Here is a 21,013-nt window from a genome sequence, read left to right on the forward strand (position 1 = left end):
CCGCGTGGGAGCGCACCTTGCGATGCTCTGCGTCGCTGGGCGCAGAGCGCCCGGCTGGGCTCCCACGCGGGAGCGCGGGAACCATCGGTGGGGCGGGTTGCAAAACCTGAAAGCCTAGCGCCGAGGGCGGCCCTCCCGAAGGCTGCGGTCAGCTCAATGCACGGCCTGGGTCACGGCGTCGATCAGTGCCTGCAGGTCGATCGGCTTGCGCAGATGCAGGTTGAAGCCTGCCGCCCTGGCCTTTTCCACGTCGCGCAGGGTGCCGTAGCCGGTCAGGGCGATGCTGGGGGTATCGGCGTTGGTGGTGCCGCGGCGTATCTCGCTCATCATCCTGTGGCCGTCGACGTCCGGCATGCCGATGTCGGAGAGGATCACGTCGAAGCGCGACTGCTCGGCCAGTTCGATGCCTCGGGCGCCGCCGTCTGCGGTGGTCACGTTCGCGCCTTCGCTTTCCAGCAGCTCGCAGAGGGTGGCGAGGATTTCCGCCGAGTCGTCCACCAGCAGGATGTCGATGCCGACCAACGCGCCCAATTCGTTGGCGTTGCCCTGGTCGTTGAGCGCCAGCTCGGTCTGCAGGTGTATCGGCAGCCAGACGCTGAACCGCGCGCCGCGGCCGAGCCCTTCGGAGAAGGCCTCGATACGGCCGCCGTGCGCCTCGACCAGTTGCTTGACCAGCGCCAGGCCGATGCCCAGGCCGTGCTTGGAGCGCTGGGCGTGCTGCATCTCGGCCTGGCCGAACATGTCGAATACCTTGGGCAGGAAGGCGGCGGCTATGCCTTCGCCGGTGTCGATCACGTTCAGCCGCGCCTGGTCGCCATCGCGCTCGAGTTCCATGCAGATGCGATCGCCGGCCTTGGTGAATTTCCAGGCATTGTTCAGCAGGTTCCAGATGATCTGCTCCAGCCGCGTCAGGTCGGCGCGAACGAACACCGGCTGCTCCGGCCTGAAGCTTTCAAAGGTGACGCCCTCGGCCTGGGCCAGCGGGCTGAACACCGCCTCGATGCTGCCGAGCACATTCTGGTATTGCAGCGTGTTGAAGTTGAGCTTCAGCTTGCCGGTGCGGATGCGCGAGACGTCCATCAGGTCGTCGATGATCCGTGACTGGCTGCGCACCGCGCTCTGGATCGCCTGCGTCGCTTTGAGCAGGTTCGGCGTGTTCTTGGCGGCCTGGGAGCGCGCGATCAGGTCGGTATTGAGCTGGATGAGGTTGAGCGGGTGCTTGAGCTCGTGGGAGAGCACGGCGAAGAACTCGTCCTTCTGCTGGTTGGCCGCCTGGATGATTTCCAGTTCGTTCTGCTGGCTGTTGCTGCGCTGTCGATCATCGGTGACGTCGCGGGCGATCTTGGCAAAGCCGGTGATTTCGCCGTCGTTGTTCACCAGTGGATTGACCAGACCGCTGAAGAAACAGCGCGTGCCGTCCCGGCGCATGTGCCAGCGCTCGTCGGTGGCCTGCCCCTGTTCCAGGGCGCGTTTGCGCTCGGCTTCCGGTATGCCGGCCAGGCGGTCCTCTTCGGTGTAGATGATTCCGATGTTGCGGCCGATCACCTCTTCTTCGCGATAGCCGAAGATATAGGCGGCGCCGCGATTCCAACTGGTGATGAGCCCGTCGCAATCCATGGTGATCAGCGCATAGCCCTTGGTGCTCTGTGCCAGCAGCCGCAGGTGGTCCTCGCCGGCGCGCAGCTGTTCTTCGGCCAGGCGGCGGTCGGTGATGTCGATGAAGGTCAGCACGGCGCCCTGGATGCGGTCATCCAGCGTGCGGTAGGGCAGGAAGCGCGCCAGGTACCAGTGGTCGCCGTCGCGATTGCAGATTTCGCGCTCGACCAGATGCAGCGCTTCGAAGGCTTGCGTAGCGTCCTGGTAGAGCTGCGGATAATCGAGGCGGTGGGTGATGTCCAGCAGGGAGCGACCGGCGTCGGCGCCGATCACGTTGAAGATGTCCCGCGCTCGGGGCGTGAACCATTTGATACGCATCTCGCGGTCGACGAACAGGGTGGCGATGTCCGTCGAGGAGATCAGGTTCTGCAGGTCGTCGTTGATCTTGCTGGTTTCGTCAACCTTGGTCTTGAGTTCGAAGTTGACCGTGGTGAGCTCTTCGTTGATCGATTGCAGCTCTTCCTTGCTGGTTTCCTGTTCCTCGGTGGCCGAACGCAACTCTTCGTTGATCGCCTGCAGTTCCTCGTTCGAGGCGCGCAGTTCGTCGCTGGCGGTTTCCGAGTGCTCCATGGTCACCTGCAGCTGTTCCTTGGTCCGCTGCAGTTCGGCTTCCAGCTGGAGCAGCACGCTGTCCTTGAGGTCGGTATTTTCCAGCGTGCTGCCGTCCATGCAATCTTCGACTTCATCGAAGATCACCAGCATGTACTCGTCGCCGGCTTCGTTGTCCTGGAAGGGCCGCACCACCATGTTCACGTAGCAGTGCCGGTCGTCGCGTTCCAGCTTCACCCGCCGCGCCTCGACGCTCTTGCCGGTGTGGCTGGCCTGGCATAGTGCGGTGCGCAAATCCGAGCGCAGCTGCGGATGGACCAGGGTGATCAGGTTCAGCGAGGGCTCGCCGCCGACGTAGCGCAGGAAATTCCCGGCGCGGTCGGACATGTGCACGATTTCCGACTTGCGATCGATGATCACGCTGGGCGGGGCGTACTGTTCGAGGGCGCGCTGGTGCATCTCGGCGAACGAGCGCTTGCGGTCGCCGTTAGGCTGCTGTCTGAGTGGCGCCTTGGGAGAAGGGGTGTTGACCAGTGCCTGGAAAGGGTAGGCGGATCTGTTGCGAACCCCCGAGCCCAGGTTCCTGGCGCGGTAGATGCGGTTCTTCTTGTCCACCGGCTCGAACAGCTGGCTGCAGGCGTCGGCGGTCTCCGAGCTGCCGAGGAACAGGTAGCCGCCGGGGTTGAGCGCGAAGTGGAACATGCGCAGCACTTCGACCTGGATGTTCCGGTCCAGGTAGATCATCAGGTTGCGGCAGGAGACCAGGTCGAGCCGGGAGAAGGGCGGGTCTCGAAGGATGTCGTGGCGGGCGAAGAGGATGCGCTCGCGCAGCTCCTTGCGCATGCGGTAGTGCCCCGGCTCCTTGATGAAATGCTGGCGCAGGCGGCTGGGCGGCACATCGGTCACGATGGCTTCGGGGTAGATGCCGGTGCGTGCGGTTTCCAGGGCGCGATCGTCGATGTCGGTGGCGAACAGCTGCAGCTGGACTTCGCTGTTGGGCTCGCTCAGCTGCGTCTGGTCGGCGAAGAGCATGCCCAGCGAGTAGGCTTCCTCACCGCTCGAACAGGCGACGGCCCAGATCCGCAGGGACTTGTCCTCGGCCTCGGCCTTCTGCTCGAACAGCACCGGGATGACGTCGCGCTCCAGCGCTTCGAAGGCTTCCCGGTCGCGGAAGAAGTTGGTCACGCCGATCAGCATGTCCGCCAGCAGCGCGGCGGTTTCTTCGGGTCGAGCGTGCAGGAACCTGGCATAGGCGGGCATGTCGTGCAGCGCGTTGACCTGCAGGCGGCGTTCGATGCGCCGCAACACCGTGGCTTGCTTGTAATGTTGGAAATCATGACCGGTCCGATTGCGCAGCAGTTCGAGAATCTCGCGTAACGCCAGTTCGTTGGGGCGGGACTGGCTGCGCGCATGCTCGTTTTCGATCCGGCCCTGGTCCGTGCCGGCCTGCTCGGTTTCGCCAGGCTGCGGCATCGGGTGGCTGCGGGCGATGAGTGATTCAAGGTTACCGCCGAGTTCCATCAGGCGCTGGGGCATTTCCGCCGCCGGCAGCACGATGTCGACCATGCCGGTTTCGATGGCGTGCAGGGGCATCGAGTCGTGCTCGGCATCCTCCGGGCTCTGCGCCAGGGTCACGCCGCCCTGTTCCTTGATACGCGACAGGCCGACCGAACCATCCGCCCCACTGCCGGACAGCACGATGCCGATGGCATGGGTGTGGTGCACGTCGGCCAGGGCGCGGAAGAACAGGTCGATTGCCACCTGCGGTCCGCGTGCGCGGGTGGGTTTCTGCAGGCGCAGGTAACCGTCGTTCATCGACAGGACCATCGCCGGCGGAATCACGTAGACATGATTGCGCTCGATGGGCACCGGCCCGGTGACCTGCCGCACGGGCATCCGCGTGACGTTCTGGAGGATCTTGTCGGCGCTGCTCTCGTGCCGGGGCGACAGGTGCAGGATGATCACGAACGCCATGCCGCAGTCGCTGGGCATGTGCTCGAAGAAGGTCATCAGCGCCTTCAGGCCGCCCGCCGAGGCGCCGATGCCCACCACGGGATAGTCCAGCGTGCTTCGGGCCAGGTGGGTGTTCTTCGGGCTGGAGGGCTCTGGGCCGTTATTCGTCGGCATTCGGTATTGTTATGTTGGCATGCAGGTTCGACAGCATAGGTAAAACAGCGGCCCGGTGGCGAGCCTTTATCTCGCGCCGCCACATGCCGCCCCGTGGCAACAGGGGCCTAGGGTCTGTTGACGTTTCGCTCGCGGACACGCCGGAGCCTGTTTTTGCGCGGAGCAAGGCATGAGGAGAGAAGTTTGGTCATTCCAAATGAACGACGAATAACGCCGCGCCGCGCAAAAACAGTCCCGGCCCTTCGGGTGGGGCCGCCTAGGTTGCGCGGCAAATATCGCCATGCGGCGTTGCGGGACTTGGCAAGGGAATGCCATTGCCTGCGTCCCGCGCCTTGCCTGGCGATATTTGGCGCAGCAACGTGGCTCGCGACGAAACGTCAACAGACCCTAGCATTCGATGATGTTGACAGCCAGCCCGCCGCGGGCGGTTTCCTTGTACTTGCTTTTCATGTCGGCGCCGGTCTGACGCATGGTGCGGATGACCTTGTCCAGCGAGATGAAATGGCTGCCGTCGCCGCGCAGGGCCATGCGTGCAGCGTTGATGGCCTTCACCGAGCCCATGGCGTTGCGTTCGATGCAGGGCACCTGCACCAGGCCGCCGACCGGGTCGCAGGTGAGCCCGAGGTTGTGCTCCATGCCGATCTCGGCGGCGTTCTCCACCTGCTGCGGTGTGCCGCCGAGTACCTCGCACAGCGCGCCGGCGGCCATGGAACAGGCGACGCCCACTTCGCCCTGACAGCCGACCTCGGCGCCGGAAATCGAGGCGTTCTCCTTGTAGAGCATGCCGATGGCGGCGGCGGTGAGCAGGAAGCGCACCACACCGTCGTCGTTGGCGCCGGGTACGAAGCGCGCGTAGTAATGCAGCAGCGCCGGGATGATGCCGGCAGCGCCATTGGTCGGAGCGGTCACCACCCGACCGCCGGCGGCGTTTTCCTCGTTGACGGCCAGGGCATAGAGGTTGACCCAGTCGAGCACGTTGAGGTTGTCGCGCAGGTTGGCCTCGGGGCTCGTGCTGAGCTGGCGGTAGAGCCGGGCGGCGCGGCGTTCGACCTTGAGTCCGCCGGGTAGCCTGCCTTCGGTGTGGCAGCCGGCGCTCACGCAGTCCTGCATGACCTGCCAGATCTGCAGCAGCCGCGCGCGGGTCTGCGCTTCCGGGCGCCAGGCCGCTTCGTTGGCCAGCATCAGCTGGCTGATCGACAGGCCGTGGGCATCGCACAGCGCCAGCAGCTCGCGGGCGCTGTGGAAGGGGTAGGGCAGTGGTGTCTGGTCCTCGACGATGCGGTCGCTGCCGGCTGCCTGCTCATCGACGACGAAGCCGCCGCCCACCGAGTAATACTCGCGGCTGCGCAGTTGCAGCCCGGCGGCGTCGAAGGCGCGGAAGACCATGCCGTTGGGATGGAAGTCCAACGGCTTGCGGATCATCATCAGGTGCTCCCGCTCCACGAAGTGGATCGGTTTTTCGCCCAGCAGACGCAAGCTGCCGCTGTCGCGGATCGCCGCCAGCCGTTCCGGGATACGGGTGGTATCGACCTGCTCCGGCTGTTCGCCTTCGAGGCCGAGGATCACTGCCTTGTCGCTGCCATGGCCCTTGCCGGTGGCGCCGAGCGAGCCATACAGTTCGATGCGCACACGTTCGGTGGCGGCCAGCAGGCCATCGCGTTTCAGCCCTTCGGCAAACCGCGCAGCGGCGTTCATGGGGCCGACTGTGTGCGAGCTGGAGGGGCCGATACCGATCTTGAACAGATCGAAGGTGCTCAGAGACATGAAGGGCGCTCGCTGAATGAGAATGGCAGCCCCCCAGCGACCGGGGGCTGCCATCAGCTTAGACGCTGTTCAGCGGGGCATGCTGGCGAGCGCTTCCTGCGCCTTGCGTTCGGCGAAGTAGGCGTTGGTCAGCTTGACCACCACCGGGCTGAGCATCAGCAACGAGATCAGGTTGGGAATCGCCATCAGGCCGTTGAGGGTGTCGGCCACCAGCCAGGCGAAGTCCAGCTGAGCGATCGCACCGAAGGGCACGGCCAGCACCCAGATCACCCGGAACGGCCAGACCGCCTTGGTGCCTACCAGGAACTCCCAGCACTTCTCACCGAAGTAGCTCCAGCCAAGAATGGTGGTGAAGGCGAAGACCACCAGCGCAATGGTCAGAATGGCGCCGCCGAAGCCCGGCATCGCCGACTCGAAGGCCGCCGCCGACAAGGCTGCGCCGCTCTCGCCGCTGGTCCAGACGCCCGAGCAGATGATCGCCAGGCCGGTCATCGAGCAGATGATGATGGTGTCGATGAACGTACCCAGCATGCCGATCAGGCCGGAGCGCACCGGGCTGTTGCTGGTGCCTGCCGCCTGGGCGATGCCGGCGGTGCCCAGGCCCGCTTCGTTGGAGAAGATGCCGCGCGCAACACCGAAGCGGATCGCCGCGATCACCGCCGCACCGGCAAAGCCGCCGGTGGCCGCCACCGGGTTGAAGGCGGACTTGAAGATCAGCGCGAACGCGCCGGGGATGGCCTCGAAGTTGACTGCCAGCACCACCAGGGCGGCGATGATGTAGGCCACGCACATGAAGGGCACCAATGCTGCCGCGACCTTGCCGATGCGCTTGATGCCGCCGAGGATCACCAGGCCGACAATGGCCATCGAGACCACGCCGGTGATCCACATCGGCACGCCGAAGGTGGTTTCCATGGCATGGGCCATGCTGTTGACCTGTACCATGTTGCCGATACCGAAACCGGCCAGACCGCCGAAGATGGCGAAAGCACCGCCGAGCCAGAGCCATTTCTTGCCCAGGCCGTTCTTGATGGCGTACATCGGGCCGCCGACATGCTCGCCGCGGTCGTCCTTCTCGCGGTAATGCACGGCCAGTACCACTTCGCAGTACTTGGTCGCCATGCCCACCAAGGCGGTGCACCACATCCAGAACAGCGCACCCGGCCCGCCGAGGAAGATGGCAGTGGCGACACCGGCGATATTGCCGGTACCAACGGTAGCCGCCAGGCAGGTCATCAGCGCCTGGAAGGGGCTGATCTCGCCGTCGGCGCCGGGCTCGTTCCTGCGCCCCTGCCACATCAGGCGGAAACCACGGGGAATGGTCCGCCAGGGCATGAACTTGAGCATGATCATGAGGAACAGCCCGGTGCCGAGAATCAGCACCAGAATCGGCGGTCCCCATACCAGCGCGTTGATTTGGTTGACCAGATTATTCAGAAATTCCATGTCGACTCCGCTTGTATTTTTTGGTTTACGGCATGTCGGTGTGCGAAAGACAAGGCACCCATTTTTGAGGTTCCGGCTGGCAAATGGTGCTCTGCTCGCTAGGCAGCGCGGTTGCCTTCCGGCTCCAGTCTCTCTAACAACGCAATACCGGTGCCAGCTTTAAATAAATAGTCCGTTTAACAATGGGTTATGAATTCTCCTGGTCGCGCTTTGTAATCGCCCTGTAACGAATTCGATACAACAACCGTATCCAGCACCGATGTTCGGCTTCCAGACTGCCGTACTCATTTCGGTACGATGTATTGGAATCGATACAGGTGATTCGGCAAATTCGCGTACTGGTGAGGCGATTACGGACAATGAATGAGTAAATGTTTCCGACGGTGACGTTTACGGCAACCTCAACTGTGACTGCCGATACCATATTTGCGCAGGCGCATGGCGATGGCGCTGTGCGAGCTTTTCAGCCGGGTCGCCAGCAATCGGGTGGAGGGATGGCTTGCATGAAGTCTTTCCAGAATCGAGCGCTCGAAGGCTTCCATTGCCTCGTTGAGGCTGGTGATTTCATCGTCCCGACATGCCAGGCGGGTCCTGGCGATATCCAGATCGTCGAGACCGATCATGCTGCTGTCGGACATCGCCGCGGCGCGAAAGATGATGTTCTGCAACTGCCGCACGTTACCGGGCCAGCTGTTACCAAGCAGCACCGGGTAGGTCGAGGGTGCGAGTCGGCAGGGCGGGCGCTGAATCTGTGAGCAGGCCTGCAGCAGAAAGTGCCGTGCCAACAGGAGGATATCCTCGCCTCGCTCACGCAGCGGCGGGACGCCGAGGTTGAGCACATTGAGGCGGTAGAACAGGTCCTCACGGAAGGCGCCCTCGCCGACCAGCTGTTCCAGATCGCGGTGGGTGGCGCTGAGGATGCGCACATCGACACGGATCTCGCGCTCGCCGCCGACCCGGCGAAAACTGCCCTCGCTGAGGAAGTGCATCAGCTTGGCCTGCAGATAGGGTGACATCTCGGCGATTTCGTCGAGAAACACCGTGCCGCCGTTGGCCAGTTCCAGCAGGCCGGGCTTGCCGCTGCGCTGGGCGGCGTTTGCGGCGCCAGGCGCATAGCCGAAGAGCTCGCCATCAGCCTGGTTTTCCGGCACTGCCGCACAGCTGAGCGTCAGAAAGGGTGCGTTGCTGCGTGGGCTGGCGGCGTGACAGGCGCGGGCGACCAGCTCCTTGCCGGTGCCGGTTTCACCCTGGATCAGCAGGGGCGCATCGAGCGCCGCGACACGCACGCCGCGAGCCTTGAGCGTGCGGATCGCCGGCGAGTCGCCGAGCAGCGCCTCGAAACTTTCCGCATGGTGCGGGTGCAGTGCGGCCAGGCGTTCACCCAGGCGGCTGGGCGCATAAAGCGTCAGCAGTGCGCCGGCTGCCGGTTGTGTTCCGTCTGTGACGAGTGTTTCGGCAACCGGCATCACGTCGATCAGCAGCGACTGGCCGTTGAAGATGATTTCGCGCATGGGCAGGCGGAAGCCCTGCTTGAGCATCGCGGCCTGCAGTTCAGGCGCATCGAACAGCTCGCCAACGAACCGGCCTTCGGGGTCGAGCCCCACCAGGCTGATCAGCGCAGGGTTGGCCATCAGGATCTTGCCGTCGCCATCGACCGCCATCAGCGGGTCCGACATGGCCAGCAGCAGCGCATCGAGTTGCAGGCGCCGCTGCTGTCCGGGCAGCATGCCGACCACCTGAATGTCCTGCACTCCACGCACGTCGCGTAGCGCCTGGCGCAGCTCGTCAAGTACATGGGCATCGAGCGCAGGGGCGTCTATATAAACGTTGGGCGGCACCATTTCCACGGCATCGAGGTTGAGGTTGCGCGCCACCAGCAGGGCGAGAACCTCCTGGGTGATGCCGATGCGGTCGATGAAGGTAACGTGTATGCGCATGCTGTTCGGGCTTTGGTCGAGGCTCGCAGTATGCCTGCTCGCCGGATTGATGGCATTCGCCTTGTGCGCCGCGGCGCGTTATCGGCACGGGCCGCCCCAGGGATTGCTTTCCAGGCTGTTGTGCACGGCGGTGGCGGCCTGTGCGGCCTGCCCGACGGCGACGCTCATCTGCTTGAGGCCGGTCACGACATCGCCCAGGGCATAGAGGCCGGCTACCGATGTCTGCTGGCGGGCATCGACGATCAGCGCGCCCTGTTTGTCGCAGGCCGCGCCCAGGCCTGTCGCCAGTTCGGAGCGAACACGTGCGCCGAGGTTGGGGTAGATGATGTCGAAATGATGGACGTCGCCGTTGCGGGTAACCAGTTCGATGCCCGTGGGACAGGGGCGCAGGGCTTCGACGCAGTCGTCGATCAGCCGGATATCGTAATGGCGCGCCAGTGCGATGGCCTCTTCGCAGGCGCGCGGGTCGCCGTGGACCACCACGGTGACGCGGTCGGTGAAGGTGCGCAGGAAAACGGCATGGCGGATGGTGTCTTCGGCCTCGCCGTAGACCGCGACATTGTCGCCATGAACCTCATAGCCATCGCAGATGGCGCACAGGCGCAGGCTGCCCATGGCGATGGCCGCCCGCGCGTCGGGCATCTGCGGCAATGTGTCTTCGACGCCGGTGGCGAGAATGATGCGGCGGGCGATACAGATGCGACCGTCGTAGTGCGCGGTGAATCCTTCGGCATGCGGTTCGATCCGCTCCACGTGGCCGCGCTCGATCCGCGCACCATGGCCGGTCGCCTGCTCGCACAACCGGGCCAGCAGGGCATCGCCGGAAATGCCGGGCGGGAAGCCCGGATAGTTGTGCGAGCGGGGGATCAGTGAGGCGCGACTGGCGCCGGCGTCCACCACCAGGCAATCGCGATGGAAGCGGGCCAGGTAAAGCGCGGCAGTCAGGCCACCCGGCCCGGCGCCAACCACCAGGCAGTCGGTCAGTGTGGCTGACGGGGCGGCTTCGTTCATGGGGGTGCCGGCTGTGCGAGTGTCGTCAGTAGAAGCGACCAGCGAGATAAAGTTCGCATGCTTGGATAAACGTCGAAGATGAATCTGACGTTCAACCGCATGGGCCGAATCGCTTCAGGATAACCGCCTGCCGGCGTAGCACGTCGGCGAACTCTGCTCGCCGTAGCGGTCGAGCTGTTCTTCCAGCCATTCGGCCAGCACCTGGGCGTTGTTCTGCTGTTCGTCGCGTGCGGCATAGACCAGCGTGAGGCGCTCCTGCCCGGCAATGCCCAGTAGTGGCCACCAGTGCTCGGGATGTGCGGCGAGCTCCTGGCGGTAGCGTTCGCGGAAGGTTTCGAAGCCCAGATCGCCGGTCTTGAAGGCGCGGCGCAATTCACTGGAAGGCGCCAGTTCCTTGTGCCATTGATCCAGCTGCAGCGCCTCCTTGCGGCAGTTGCGCGGCCAGAGGCGGTCCACCAGCACTCGCCGACCATCATCCGCAGCTGGGCTTTCATAGGCGCGTTTGCAGTGGATCATGGCTGGCCTCCAATACTTGAAAATCCAGGGTTAAAAATACTCTGGTGATTGTCATAAATACCCTTTCAGAAGGGTCAATAGTACTTTTGTGCGGCTAACCTGTTGATCTGTGTCAACAGAAACGACGGCACGCTTCGTGAAAGACTTGGAGTGCAATTCCCATTCTTTCAAGGAGCGTTTCGCATGAACAAGTCGATCATGATGGCGAGTGTACTGCTGCTGGCAAGCACCCTGGCGAGTGCCGACGAAGTGGTATCCGTACAGAAAGACCGTGTGGTGGGTGGCGGGTTCGGTGGTCTCAGCGGCTTCATGCTGGGCGCGGCGGCGGGCGGTCCGATTGGCGCACTGGTGGGGGCTGGTGTGGGCTATTTCGCCGGGCAGGGTGTGCAGGACGTGGCGGGGCTCGAGCATAACCTCTATGTACTCAAGGATGAGCAGGGCAACACCAGCCGCCTGCGGACCTCCGCCGATGGCTTCGAGGTCGGCCAGCGGGTCGAGCGTGACGGCAGCCGCCTGGCGGGGGTGAGTCATTGAGCTTTTGCTCAGGCAGTCGGTGACAGAAGGCCGGGCTCTGCTAGGCTGACCGCCTGAACAACCCAAGGGGCAGAGATGAGTTATTCCCTGTTGCATGTCATTCATTTGCTGGCTGCGATCTTTTTCATCGGCGCGCTGTTCGTCGAGGTGGCCGTGCTGGCCAGGGTGCGGCAACAGATCGAGCCGGACCTGATGCAGCACGTCGACAAGGCGGTGGGTGCGCGGCTGCGGGTGGTGTTGCACTGGGTGGTGCTGTTCGTCTACGGGGCGGGTATCGGCCTGGCCTGGCATCATCGGCATCTGCTTGCCGATCCTTTCGCCAGCAGTTTCGGCACGCTGCTGACGCTGAAGATCCTGCTCGCCATCGGTGTCTTCTTCACCTTCGGCGCGGTGGCCATGCTGCTGAGAAGCGGACGGATGACGCCGGCGCGTTATCGGGCCATTCACTGGGCGATTTTTCTGCAGATGATCGGCATCGTGGTTTTGGCCAAGGCGATGTTCTACCTGCGCTGGTAGCGGGGCGCCGGGCATCGGTTCGCGGACAAGTCCGCTCCCACAGGATCGGCATGCACGCGGCTTTTGTGGGAGGGGTGTCCCGTCCTGAATAAGGTTTACACCTTTCCCCCGAGAACCTGGAGACCTCGATGGATCAAGGTGTTAAGCGAACCCAGCGTGATTACTCACTGACTTTTAAATTGGCTGTGGTCGACCAGATCGAAAAAGGCGAGCTGACCTACAAGCAGGCCCAGGCTCAGTACGGGATCCAGGGCAGGTCTACGGTTTTGGTATGGTTGCGCAAGCATGGTCGGCAAGATTGGAGTCAGGGGGCTTCGGTTCGACCCGGCAGGAGCGAAGTCATGACCGATCCAGCAAACCTGACGCCTGAGCAGCGGATCAAAGAGCTCGAACAGCAACTGCAGGTCATGAGGCAAAAGGCCCAGTTCTTCGAGTCCGTGGTCGATGTGCTGAAAAATGACTACGGTGTTTCGATCGTAAAAAAGCGACCCGGCAAGTCCTCTCGCAAAAGCAAGTTGAAGGACTGAGCATCGTCAGGGCTTGCCAGTTTCTGTCCATCAGCCGCCAGGCTTACTACAAGCGTAATCGTAGCGCCGATCAGCGTCGCCTGCAGAGCGAGCAGGTGGCCTGCTACGTCCGGCGTGTAAGGCTACGTCAGCCGCGCATAGGCACGCGCAAGCTGCATTATCTGCTGAGCAACCAATCGAATGATGACCTGAAAGTGGGCCGTGACAGGCTGTTCGGGATCCTGACTGAGCATCGTCTACTGGTGCTGCCCAAACGTGCGTACCACAAGACAACCCATAGTTTTCACCGCTTCTACCGCCACCCGAATCTGCTCAAACCTGGTCCCGACCAGATCACTGCAGCGGCGCCCGAACATGTCTGGGTGGCCGATATCACTTACCTTCCCAGCCGCAGCGGTCCGCTCTATCTGAGTTTGGTTACCGATGCCTACTCACGCAAGATCGTTGGCCATCACGTGCACGAGAGCCTCCATGCCGAATCCGTGGCCATGGCCTTCAGGCATGCCCTGAGGCAGCGCCGCAGCAATCAGGTGTTGATCCATCACTCTGATCGCGGGATCCAGTATTGCTCAGCGCTGTATCAAGCCCTTCACATGCACCACAACGTCCAATGCTCGATGACCGACGGATACGACTGCTACCAGAACGCGCTCGCCGAGCGAGTAAACGGAACACTCAAGAATGAACTGATGCTGCGTAGCCCCGGTGACCTGAAGCAGGCAAGAGCAATGGTCAGGGAAGCCATCGAGGTCTACAACACGGAACGACCGCATCTGTCTCTGAAATACAAAACGCCCGATGCCGTGCATCGGGCGTTTTAGTACCGAAATCTAGCTGAATCGGTGTAAACCTATTTCAGGACTAGACAGGGCCTTGGCCGCGAATGGGGCCGCGCGGATGGTCGGGCATCGGTTCGCGGGCATGGCCCGCTCCTACAGAGTATGCGGTGTGCACGCGGCTTTTGTGGGAGGGGCCTTGGCCGCGAATGGGGTCGCGCGGATGGTCGGGCATCGGTTCGCGGGCATGGCCCGCTCCTGCAGGGTATGCGGTGTGCGTGGGCCATCGTGTCGTTTATTGGCCCTGATTCAGCGGCTGTACTTTCATTGCGTTTCCGGGGTCGGGGGCTAAGGTGGCTGCATCCACCCGAACCCCAGAGGTATCGCATGAATTTCGCCTACAGCCCGCGTGTGGAGGCACTGCGTCAGCAGCTGCGCACGTTCATGGATCAGCACATCGTGCCGCGCATCGGTGCCTGGCAGGCCGAGGTCGCCGCCGGCCAGTATCCCGTATCCTTCATGGACGATCTCAAGGCGCTGGCGCGCTCCGAAGGACTGTGGAACCTGTTCCTGCCCTCGCTGCGCGAGGACGAGCCGGGCATGGGCCTGAGCAACCTGGAGTACGCGGCGCTGGCGGAAATCATGGGGCGCGTGCACTGGGCCTCCGAGGTGTTCAACTGCAATGCGCCGGACACCGGCAACATGGAGCTGCTGCACCTGTTCGCCACGCCTGAGCAGCGCGAGCGTTGGCTAAAGCCCCTGCTTGAAGGCGAGATTCGCTCGGCCTTCGCCATGACCGAGCCGGACGTGCCGTCATCCGACGCCACCAACATCCAGACGCTGATCAGCCGCGACGGTGACGATTACGTCATCAACGGGCGCAAGTGGTTCATCACCAACGCCGCGCACCCCAACTGCAAGGTGCTGATCGTGATGGGCAAGACCGATCCCGACGCCGACACGCATCACCAGCAGAGCATGATCCTGGTGCCCTTCGATACACCCGGCGTGGAGCGGGTACGCAACATTCCGGTGATGAATCACATCGCCCCGGAAGGCCATTGCGAGCTGCTGCTGAAGAACGTGCGGGTACCGGCTGGCAGCCTGTTGGGCAAGGAGGGCGACGGTTTCATGATGGCCCAGGCACGCCTCGGGCCGGGCCGTATCCATCACTGCATGCGTTCCATCGGCATGGCCGAGCTGGCGCTGGAGCTGATGGTCGAGCGCTGCCAGGAACGCAAGGCGTTCGGCAAGTACCTGCAGCAATACGCCAACATCACCGACTGGATCGCCGAGTCGCGCATCGAGATCGAGCAGGCGCGGCTGCTGGTGCTGAAGACCGCCTGGATGATCGACGAGGTCGGCGCCAAGGCCGCGCGCAAGGAGATTTCCATGATCAAGGCGCTGGTGCCGCGCATGCACACCAAGGTCGTCGATCGTGCGATTCAGGTCTACGGCGCCATGGGCCTGACGCCGGACACGCCGCTGGCGGACATGTGGATTGGTGGACGCTCCCTGCGTTTTGCCGACGGTCCCGACCAGGTGCATCTGCGCAGCATCGCCAGGATGGAAATCAAGGCCAGCGAAGCCAGTCATGGTGCCTCGGCGGCCTACCTCACACCGCCGGGTCGCCACTGAGCGGAGCGGGTACCCGCAGGGATTCGCTGCTGATGCAGTAGCGATTCCCGCCGGCGCGCTTGGCCTGGTACATGGCCTGGTCGGCCTTTTTGATCAACTGTTCGGATAGCTCGCTGTGTGGCGGGACGAGCACGACACCGATACTCGCCGAAAGCCGGAAGGTGATCTCGCCCACGGGCACCGGCTCATGGGCTGCCTCGATCATGCGTTCGAGAACCGTGCGGCAATCACCAGGTTGCTGCAGGTCGGCCAGCACTGCAACGAACTCGTCGCCGCCGAAGCGCGCCAGGGTGTCGGTTTCACGCAGAACAGCCTTCAGGCGAGAGCTGATGATCTGCAGCAGCCGGTCGCCTCGTTCATGGCCGTGGGTGTCGTTGACAGCCTTGAAACCATCCAGATCGATAAAGGCAACCGCCACGAATCTGCCCTGGCGCTTGCCATGCAGCAGGGCGCGATCCATGCGCTCGGTCAGCAGTATCCGGTTCGGCAGTTCGGTGAGCGGATCGTAATGGGCGATGCGCTCCAGCCGTTTCTGCCGGTCTTTGAGCTGTGAAAAATCGCTGAGAAAAAGCAGGTAGTGAGCTATCTGGTTGCAGGCAGTGCGAACGATCCGTGCCAGCAGGTGCGACTCATATTCGTAGCCATCCTTGTGCCGTCCCCTGCACTCCCCGGACCATTGATCCTTCTCTTCCAGTTCGCGCCAGATCTGGTTATGGCATTGTGCCGGTTGCAATGCGCTATGCGGGATTTGCAGCCGCCGGCCCTGCACATCGTGCTGGCTGTAGCCGGTGAGGCGGCTGAAGGCCGGGTTGACCCGCAGGATTGCGCCCGTGCTGTCGGCAATGATGACGCCTTCGCGCATATGCTCGAACAGGGCTTCGTAGAGCATGAGCGGTCTCCCTTCATGGCTGTCGAGGCTGCATGTGGCTCGCTCAGGCGTAGGCTTTTGCATGGTTGCCGTCACAGGTGAGCGCCTCGAAGTCGCCGTAGTCCTCGGCGGGCTCGCGGCAGACGATCCGGTCCTTGCCCGCCAGCGCTTCCAGGTCGATGACCTCGATGGGAATCGGTTGCCTGAGGCGTACCGAATAGAACACCTTGACCCTGGGCTTGAGCAGCGAGGTGGGATGCTGTTCCAGCACCACGCCGATGCGACCGCTCTCCAGCCTCACCAGTGCGCCGATGGGGTAGATACCGATGGCCTTGACGAACGCCTGCAGCAGCTCCTCGTCGAAGTGACCTTTCCACTGAGCCATCCGGTGGATCGATTCGGCAGGGTCCCAGGCAGCCTTGTAGGCGCGGTTGGAGGTGATCGCGTCGTAGACATCGCACACCGCGCCCATGCGTGCGAGCAGGCTGATCTCTTCCCCCGCCAGGCCGCTCGGGTAGCCGCTGCCGTCGTATTTCTCGTGGTGGTGCAGGACCACGTCCAGCACCTGCGGATCGACCTGATCACTTTCCAGCAGCATCCGGTAACCGGCTTGCGGGTGTTCGCGCACGATACGGAATTCCTCGTCGCTCAGGCGCCCCGGCTTGTTGAGGATGGCATCCGGGATCGCCATCTTGCCGACGTCGTGCAACAGCCCGGCAATGCCGGCGATACGCACCTGCTCGTTGTCCAGGCCCAGCTGGCGAGCCAGGGCGACCATCAGCGCGCATACCGCTACCGAATGCATGTAGGTGTAGTCGTCGGCGGTTTTCAGGCGCGCCAGGTTGATCAGGGCATGTGGGTGGCGGTGGATGGAGTCGCTGATCTCCTCCACCAGCGCGGAGGCATTCTCCGCCTTGACGGCCTTTCCCATGCGGGCATCGGCGAACATTTCGCTGATGGCGGCCTTGGTGTTTTCACAGATCTTTTGAGCGCGACGGGCTTCTTCGATGAACGATGTCTGTTCCCGATTGACCTGGCGAGGCTGCTGCGGCGCTGGCGCCTCCTGTATCTGTGGTTGCGGCACCTGTTCGGCGCTGGTCATTGGCGCAGGCACATCGAGGCCCTTGTCGGTATCGATCACGACCTGGGCCACTGCCGAACGGCGCAGCAGTTGCAGCTGTTCTTCGGTCTCGACCAGGAAGCGACCTTTCCAGAAGGGATGCTTGAGCCAGGAGCCACACAGCTTGTGGATGAACATGCCGATGACGACTTCGGAGACTTCGATACGTTTGAGCATGACGAGTAATCCGCCGGGATTTCTGAAAGCGAAAGCTGTTGCGACATTTCGTCTCGTCCTGCGCCATTATATAGCCACTAACAGACTCGACGGTCGCCAAAACATCCCTGCCTTGCCCTTGGTAGTCACCTTGCTAGCCAGCTTTCCAGAGGGGATAGACGTATTCTGCCGCGCTGGGATTGCCGTGCCTTTGCTGTCGGGGGAATGGTCTTTTGCTGCCGGGAAAAAACTGTCCGCAGTCTTATTGGACGGGTGAAAAAAAGACAAAAATGGACCCATGAGCACCGAGCATATTTCTTTCAGGCTGGACGTCCTGCAAGGCACTCGCATCCTGGTCGTCGATGATGTGGAGGCCGAGCGCCTGCTGCTGGCAAGCTATCTGCGAGAGCAGGGCTGTCGCGTCTATCTCGCCAGTGATGGCCAGGATTGCCTGCGCAAGGTCCGGCTGATTCGACCCGATCTGGTGTTGATGGATGTGCAGATGCCGGTATGCGATGGCCTGAGCGCCTGCAGGATCATGCAGGCCGATCCCGAGATGCGTGATATCGCGGTGATTTTCCTCACCGGCGCCGCGATGCCGATGCAGCGGGTGCAGGGCTTGCTTGCCGGTGCGGTGGATTATGTCAGCAAACCCTTCGATTTCGAGGAAGTGCGCCTGCGCCTGGCGATACACCTTCGCGCGCGCGTCACGGCTGGGGCGGCGAGCGAAGAAGAGTCGCCGGAATATCCCGCTGACGGCGCATCGAATCTGGACAACATCCTGTTCCAGTCCGCGCGCATGCATTTGCTCAGATCGCTGGCCGATACGCCCGACCTGCAGCAACTGGCCGGGCGGGTGAGTACCAACAGCAAGCGGCTCAACGAGGCCTTCAGAAAGTGCGTTGGCGTCACCGTCTTCGAGTATCTGCGCGAGGAACGTATGAAGCAGGCCTGCATATTGCTGCGTGAGACCAGCCTGGCCGTGCAGGCCATCGGCCTCACGGTGGGATATACCAGTGGTGCCAACTTCGCCACGGCCTTCAAGGAGCGTTTCGGCGTCTCGCCCAGGAAATTTCGTCAGACACGTCTGGCTGGGAGCTTAGGTGAGTGCGTCTAGCAAACTGCTGATCGCGTTACTGTTGCTCTGCGCAGCTTCGACATGGGCGAGTCCCGCGCCGGAGGGTCTGGATCTGGCCAGGGTCGAAAGCCGTGCCAGCTTTCTCGAACATCTGCAGGTTCTCGAAGAAAATGCGTCGGCTCCTCTCCAGCCGATACAGGCGCTGAGGGCCGAAGGTTGGCAACCGGCCACACCGCAGAACCTGGCGGCGCCACGCCGGTTTTCCACGCTGTGGTTGCGTGGAACTCTGCACAACGGCAGCGACCTGCCCCTGACGCGCTGGCTGGAGGTCATGCCCTGGCGGCTCAGCGAGGTGCAGCTGATGCTGTTGCGGCCCGACGCCATGGCGGTGGAGTCGCTGCAACTGGGCGGCCTGGCCCAGCCGATAGCGCAGCGCGAGGTGCCCCTGGCGCGGACGATCTTTCCACTGACGCTGGCACCGGGGGAAACCCGGCAGGTGCTGCTGCGCCTGCACAGCGACAGCCGGCCCTATGTCGCGCTGGACGTCTGGGAGCCGGTGGCTTTCATCCAGAACAACAGCGATGGCCGTGTGCTGCATGCGGCACTGCTCGCCTGCGTGCTGACCCTGCTGCTGGTGTTGCTGTTGCAGCTGGATGGGCGCAAGGCCTTGCTGGGTGTCTGGGTCGTGCTGGCCTATGGCTTCGAGGCGGAGAAGGAGGGCTACATCACCTTCCATTACCTCAGCGCCTGGGCCGAGCATGGTCTCTTCCTTCGCGCGAGCTTCGGCGTTCTGTCGAATGCCGCCTTCCTGCTGGCGTCGCTGTTGTTGCTGGACCTCTGGCGACTTCGTTCGTGGCGGGCGATTCATCTGGCGCTGGTCGGCACGGCCCTGCTGCTGGTGCCGATACTGCCGCTGCTCGAAGCCAATACGGCCAGGGGCGCGGCGGCTGGCGTGATCTCGGCGATCCTGCTGTTCTGGCCGCTGTCGCTGCTGGCCGTGCGCCTCAAGGGTGAGCCCTGTCGGCAGATACTGTTGCTGCTGTTCGCCCTGAACTGGGCCGAGAGTCTGGTGTTCGTCGTCAGTTACCTGATGAACCTGGGCTATACGGCGCTTTTCGGCACCGGAGCCATCATTATCAAGATCGGCACCATCCTTGGCATCATTGCCGTGTTCGCCCTGCAGAAGCGCCGTGATGAGCGCAAATGGCAGCGCGAGTCGCTCGCCAGCGAACGCCAGCGAAATGCCTGGCTGGAGGAGACGGTAGCCCAGCGTACGCTGGAATTGCACAAGGCCCTGCTTGCAGCCAACGAGGCCAATCGCGGCAAGTCGGAATTTCTCGCTCGGGTCAGCCACGACCTGCGTTCGCCGCTGACCTCGATCATCGGCTATGCCCAGCTGTTGCATCTCGATCCGACCAAAATGGGGCATAACGTCGGCGTCATCCTGCGCAGCGCCACCCGTATGCTCAGCCTGATCAACGATCTGATCGAGTATGCCTGTGGCGCATCCAGCGACCGCCTTGAGATCGCACCTCTCTATATCCACGGTTTGCTCGATGAGGTCGCGCTTGAGGCCAATGTGCTGGCGGCCAGCAACGGCAACAGCTTCGTGCTGAACATCCGCGACGAACTGCCGCCGGTGCTGCTGGCGGACGGCAAGCGTGTGCGTCAGGTGCTGCTCAACCTGCTGGGCAATGCCGCCAAGTTCACCCGCAATGGCCGGGTCGAGCTGCAGGTCGACTGTCGGCGCCTCGATACGCACCCGGAGCAGGTACGCCTGGAATTCTGTGTCCGCGACAACGGTTGCGGCATCGCGCCGCAGAATCAGGCGGAGGTGTTCAAGCCTTTCTTTCGCATTGGGGATGTGGCGATCGAAGGCGCCGGGCTGGGGCTGTCGATCGTCGATGAATGGACCAGGCGCATGGGTGGCGAGCTGCAGTTGTGCAGTACGCCGGGCGAGGGGACCCGCGTGACCATCGGCCTGGCGCTGACGGTGGGCAGCGAGCGTGACCTGGCTGCGCCGCAACTGCTCGACACGGCCTATGCCTCGCCAGCGCTGGCGGGTAATGGTCGTCCTCTCTGGGTGGTGGAAGACAGTCCGGAAATCCGCGAGCTGCTGGTCGGCGAACTCAGCCGGGCCGGATTCGTGGTGCATGACGCCGACGATGGCCAGACTTTCATCGACCACCTGCGCGACTCCCGCTGCGAGCGTCCGGCCCTGGTGCTGACCGACTACCTGATGCCTGGCGCCGATGGCGCCGCGGTACTGGCCGCCGTGCGCGAACGCTGGCCAGGCGTGCCTGTCGTGCTGCTTTCGGCTACGCAAAAGACCATGCAATCGCTGGAGTTGCAGGCCGATCAGGGCTTCGATGCCAGCCTGCTGAAGCCGATCAGCCTGGGCGAGCTGCACGGCACCCTGGCACGGCTGCTCGATGTCCAGGCGGAATCGGCCCACGTGCAGGTGTCGGTTGCGGCGCCCGTCGAGGACATGGATGCGCCGTCGGCGCAGGTTTTGGCCGAGCTGGAGCAGTTGGTGGCGATGGGGGCCATGAGCGACCTGATCGAATGGGCCGAGAACCTGCAGCGACAGCAGCCGCGCTACCAATCGTTCGCGCTGTGGGTGACGGGGTTGGCCGAAATGGGTGACTTCGACACCCTCAGGCAGTACCTGGACGCCACTGAACCTCTGGACGATCAGTCAATAACATCTAGTCTTCATTGAATCTGTGGGACGCTCTGGTGCGGCGTCTGCGCTTTCATTGATGTGGCTCAATGGAATCATCTTTCCGCTGCT

14 protein-coding genes are annotated in these 21,013 nt (G+C 63.1%); 6 read left to right on the top strand and 8 right to left on the bottom strand.

Annotated elements, in window-relative coordinates:
* Positions 1-153: 153 nt before the first annotated feature.
* The 6 genes from ACYCFC_RS20365 to ACYCFC_RS20390 all read right to left on the bottom strand — a co-directional run bounded on the left by ACYCFC_RS20365 (position 154) and on the right by ACYCFC_RS20390 (position 11,006).
* Positions 154-4,332 carry a CheR family methyltransferase gene (locus ACYCFC_RS20365; protein ID WP_014854092.1) on the bottom strand — a complete coding sequence of 1,393 codons (4,179 nt, stop codon included), beginning with the start codon at positions 4,330-4,332 and terminating at the stop codon, positions 154-156.
* Between the two features lie 387 nt (positions 4,333-4,719).
* Positions 4,720-6,096 carry an L-serine ammonia-lyase gene (locus ACYCFC_RS20370; RefSeq protein WP_459652722.1) on the bottom strand — a complete coding sequence of 459 codons (1,377 nt, stop codon included), beginning with the start codon at positions 6,094-6,096 and terminating at the stop codon, positions 4,720-4,722.
* 69 nt (positions 6,097-6,165) lie between these two features.
* Complete coding sequence (locus tag ACYCFC_RS20375; RefSeq protein WP_459652723.1) at positions 6,166-7,542, bottom strand: alanine/glycine:cation symporter family protein; 1,377 nt, start codon at positions 7,540-7,542, stop codon at positions 6,166-6,168.
* Positions 7,543-7,943: 401 nt separating this feature from the next.
* The gene (locus ACYCFC_RS20380) at positions 7,944-9,479 is read right to left on the bottom strand and encodes a sigma 54-interacting transcriptional regulator (protein ID WP_459652724.1); all 1,536 of its coding nucleotides are present in this window, start codon (positions 9,477-9,479) and stop codon (positions 7,944-7,946) included.
* A gap of 78 nt (positions 9,480-9,557) precedes the next feature.
* On the bottom strand, positions 9,558-10,490 hold the full coding sequence (locus ACYCFC_RS20385; RefSeq protein WP_459652725.1) for an NAD(P)/FAD-dependent oxidoreductase: 933 nt from the start codon (positions 10,488-10,490) through the stop codon (positions 9,558-9,560).
* A 114-nt stretch (positions 10,491-10,604) separates the two neighbouring features.
* Positions 10,605-11,006 carry a DUF488 domain-containing protein gene (locus tag ACYCFC_RS20390; protein WP_181082106.1) on the bottom strand — a complete coding sequence of 134 codons (402 nt, stop codon included), beginning with the start codon at positions 11,004-11,006 and terminating at the stop codon, positions 10,605-10,607.
* Between the two features lie 183 nt (positions 11,007-11,189).
* On the opposite strand from ACYCFC_RS20390, the gene ACYCFC_RS20395 reads away from it, so the two are divergent.
* The 4 genes from ACYCFC_RS20395 (at position 11,190) to ACYCFC_RS20410 (ending at position 14,997) form a co-directional block, all read left to right on the top strand.
* Positions 11,190-11,540 (top strand): hypothetical protein, encoded by a 351-nt coding sequence (locus tag ACYCFC_RS20395; protein WP_459652726.1) that lies wholly within the window; start codon positions 11,190-11,192, stop codon positions 11,538-11,540.
* A gap of 75 nt (positions 11,541-11,615) precedes the next feature.
* Positions 11,616-12,056 carry a CopD family copper resistance protein gene (locus ACYCFC_RS20400; protein WP_459652727.1) on the top strand — a complete coding sequence of 147 codons (441 nt, stop codon included), beginning with the start codon at positions 11,616-11,618 and terminating at the stop codon, positions 12,054-12,056.
* A gap of 128 nt (positions 12,057-12,184) precedes the next feature.
* Positions 12,185-13,404, top strand: a protein-coding gene (locus ACYCFC_RS20405; protein WP_181087218.1) for an IS3 family transposase whose coding sequence is annotated in 2 segments (ribosomal slippage) — positions 12,185-12,533 and positions 12,533-13,404 — 1,221 coding nt in all. Because the reading frame shifts where the segments join, the coding sequence is not laid out codon by codon here.
* 342 nt (positions 13,405-13,746) lie between these two features.
* Positions 13,747-14,997 carry an acyl-CoA dehydrogenase family protein gene (locus ACYCFC_RS20410; protein WP_459652728.1) on the top strand — a complete coding sequence of 417 codons (1,251 nt, stop codon included), beginning with the start codon at positions 13,747-13,749 and terminating at the stop codon, positions 14,995-14,997.
* On the opposite strand, the gene ACYCFC_RS20415 is transcribed toward ACYCFC_RS20410, so the two are convergent.
* Both ACYCFC_RS20415 and ACYCFC_RS20420 read right to left on the bottom strand, forming a co-directional pair.
* Positions 14,975-15,886 (bottom strand): diguanylate cyclase domain-containing protein, encoded by a 912-nt coding sequence (locus ACYCFC_RS20415; protein WP_459652729.1) that lies wholly within the window; start codon positions 15,884-15,886, stop codon positions 14,975-14,977. The genes ACYCFC_RS20410 and ACYCFC_RS20415 overlap by 23 nt on opposite strands.
* A 43-nt stretch (positions 15,887-15,929) precedes the next feature.
* Positions 15,930-17,162, bottom strand: a complete 1,233-nt coding sequence (locus tag ACYCFC_RS20420) for an HD-GYP domain-containing protein (RefSeq protein WP_459652730.1) — start codon at positions 17,160-17,162, stop codon at positions 15,930-15,932.
* A gap of 277 nt (positions 17,163-17,439) precedes the next feature.
* On the opposite strand from ACYCFC_RS20420, the gene ACYCFC_RS20425 reads away from it, so the two are divergent.
* Positions 17,440-18,258 carry a response regulator transcription factor gene (locus ACYCFC_RS20425; protein ID WP_459652731.1) on the top strand — a complete coding sequence of 273 codons (819 nt, stop codon included), beginning with the start codon at positions 17,440-17,442 and terminating at the stop codon, positions 18,256-18,258.
* A complete protein-coding gene (locus tag ACYCFC_RS20430) occupies positions 18,245-20,941 on the top strand; it encodes a hybrid sensor histidine kinase/response regulator (protein WP_459652732.1) in 2,697 nt (898 codons plus the stop codon). Before ACYCFC_RS20425 ends, ACYCFC_RS20430 begins: the two co-directional genes overlap by 14 nt.
* Positions 20,942-21,013: the final 72 nt, after the last annotated feature.

It is taken from the genome of Stutzerimonas sp. NM35 (genome assembly GCF_054604355.1).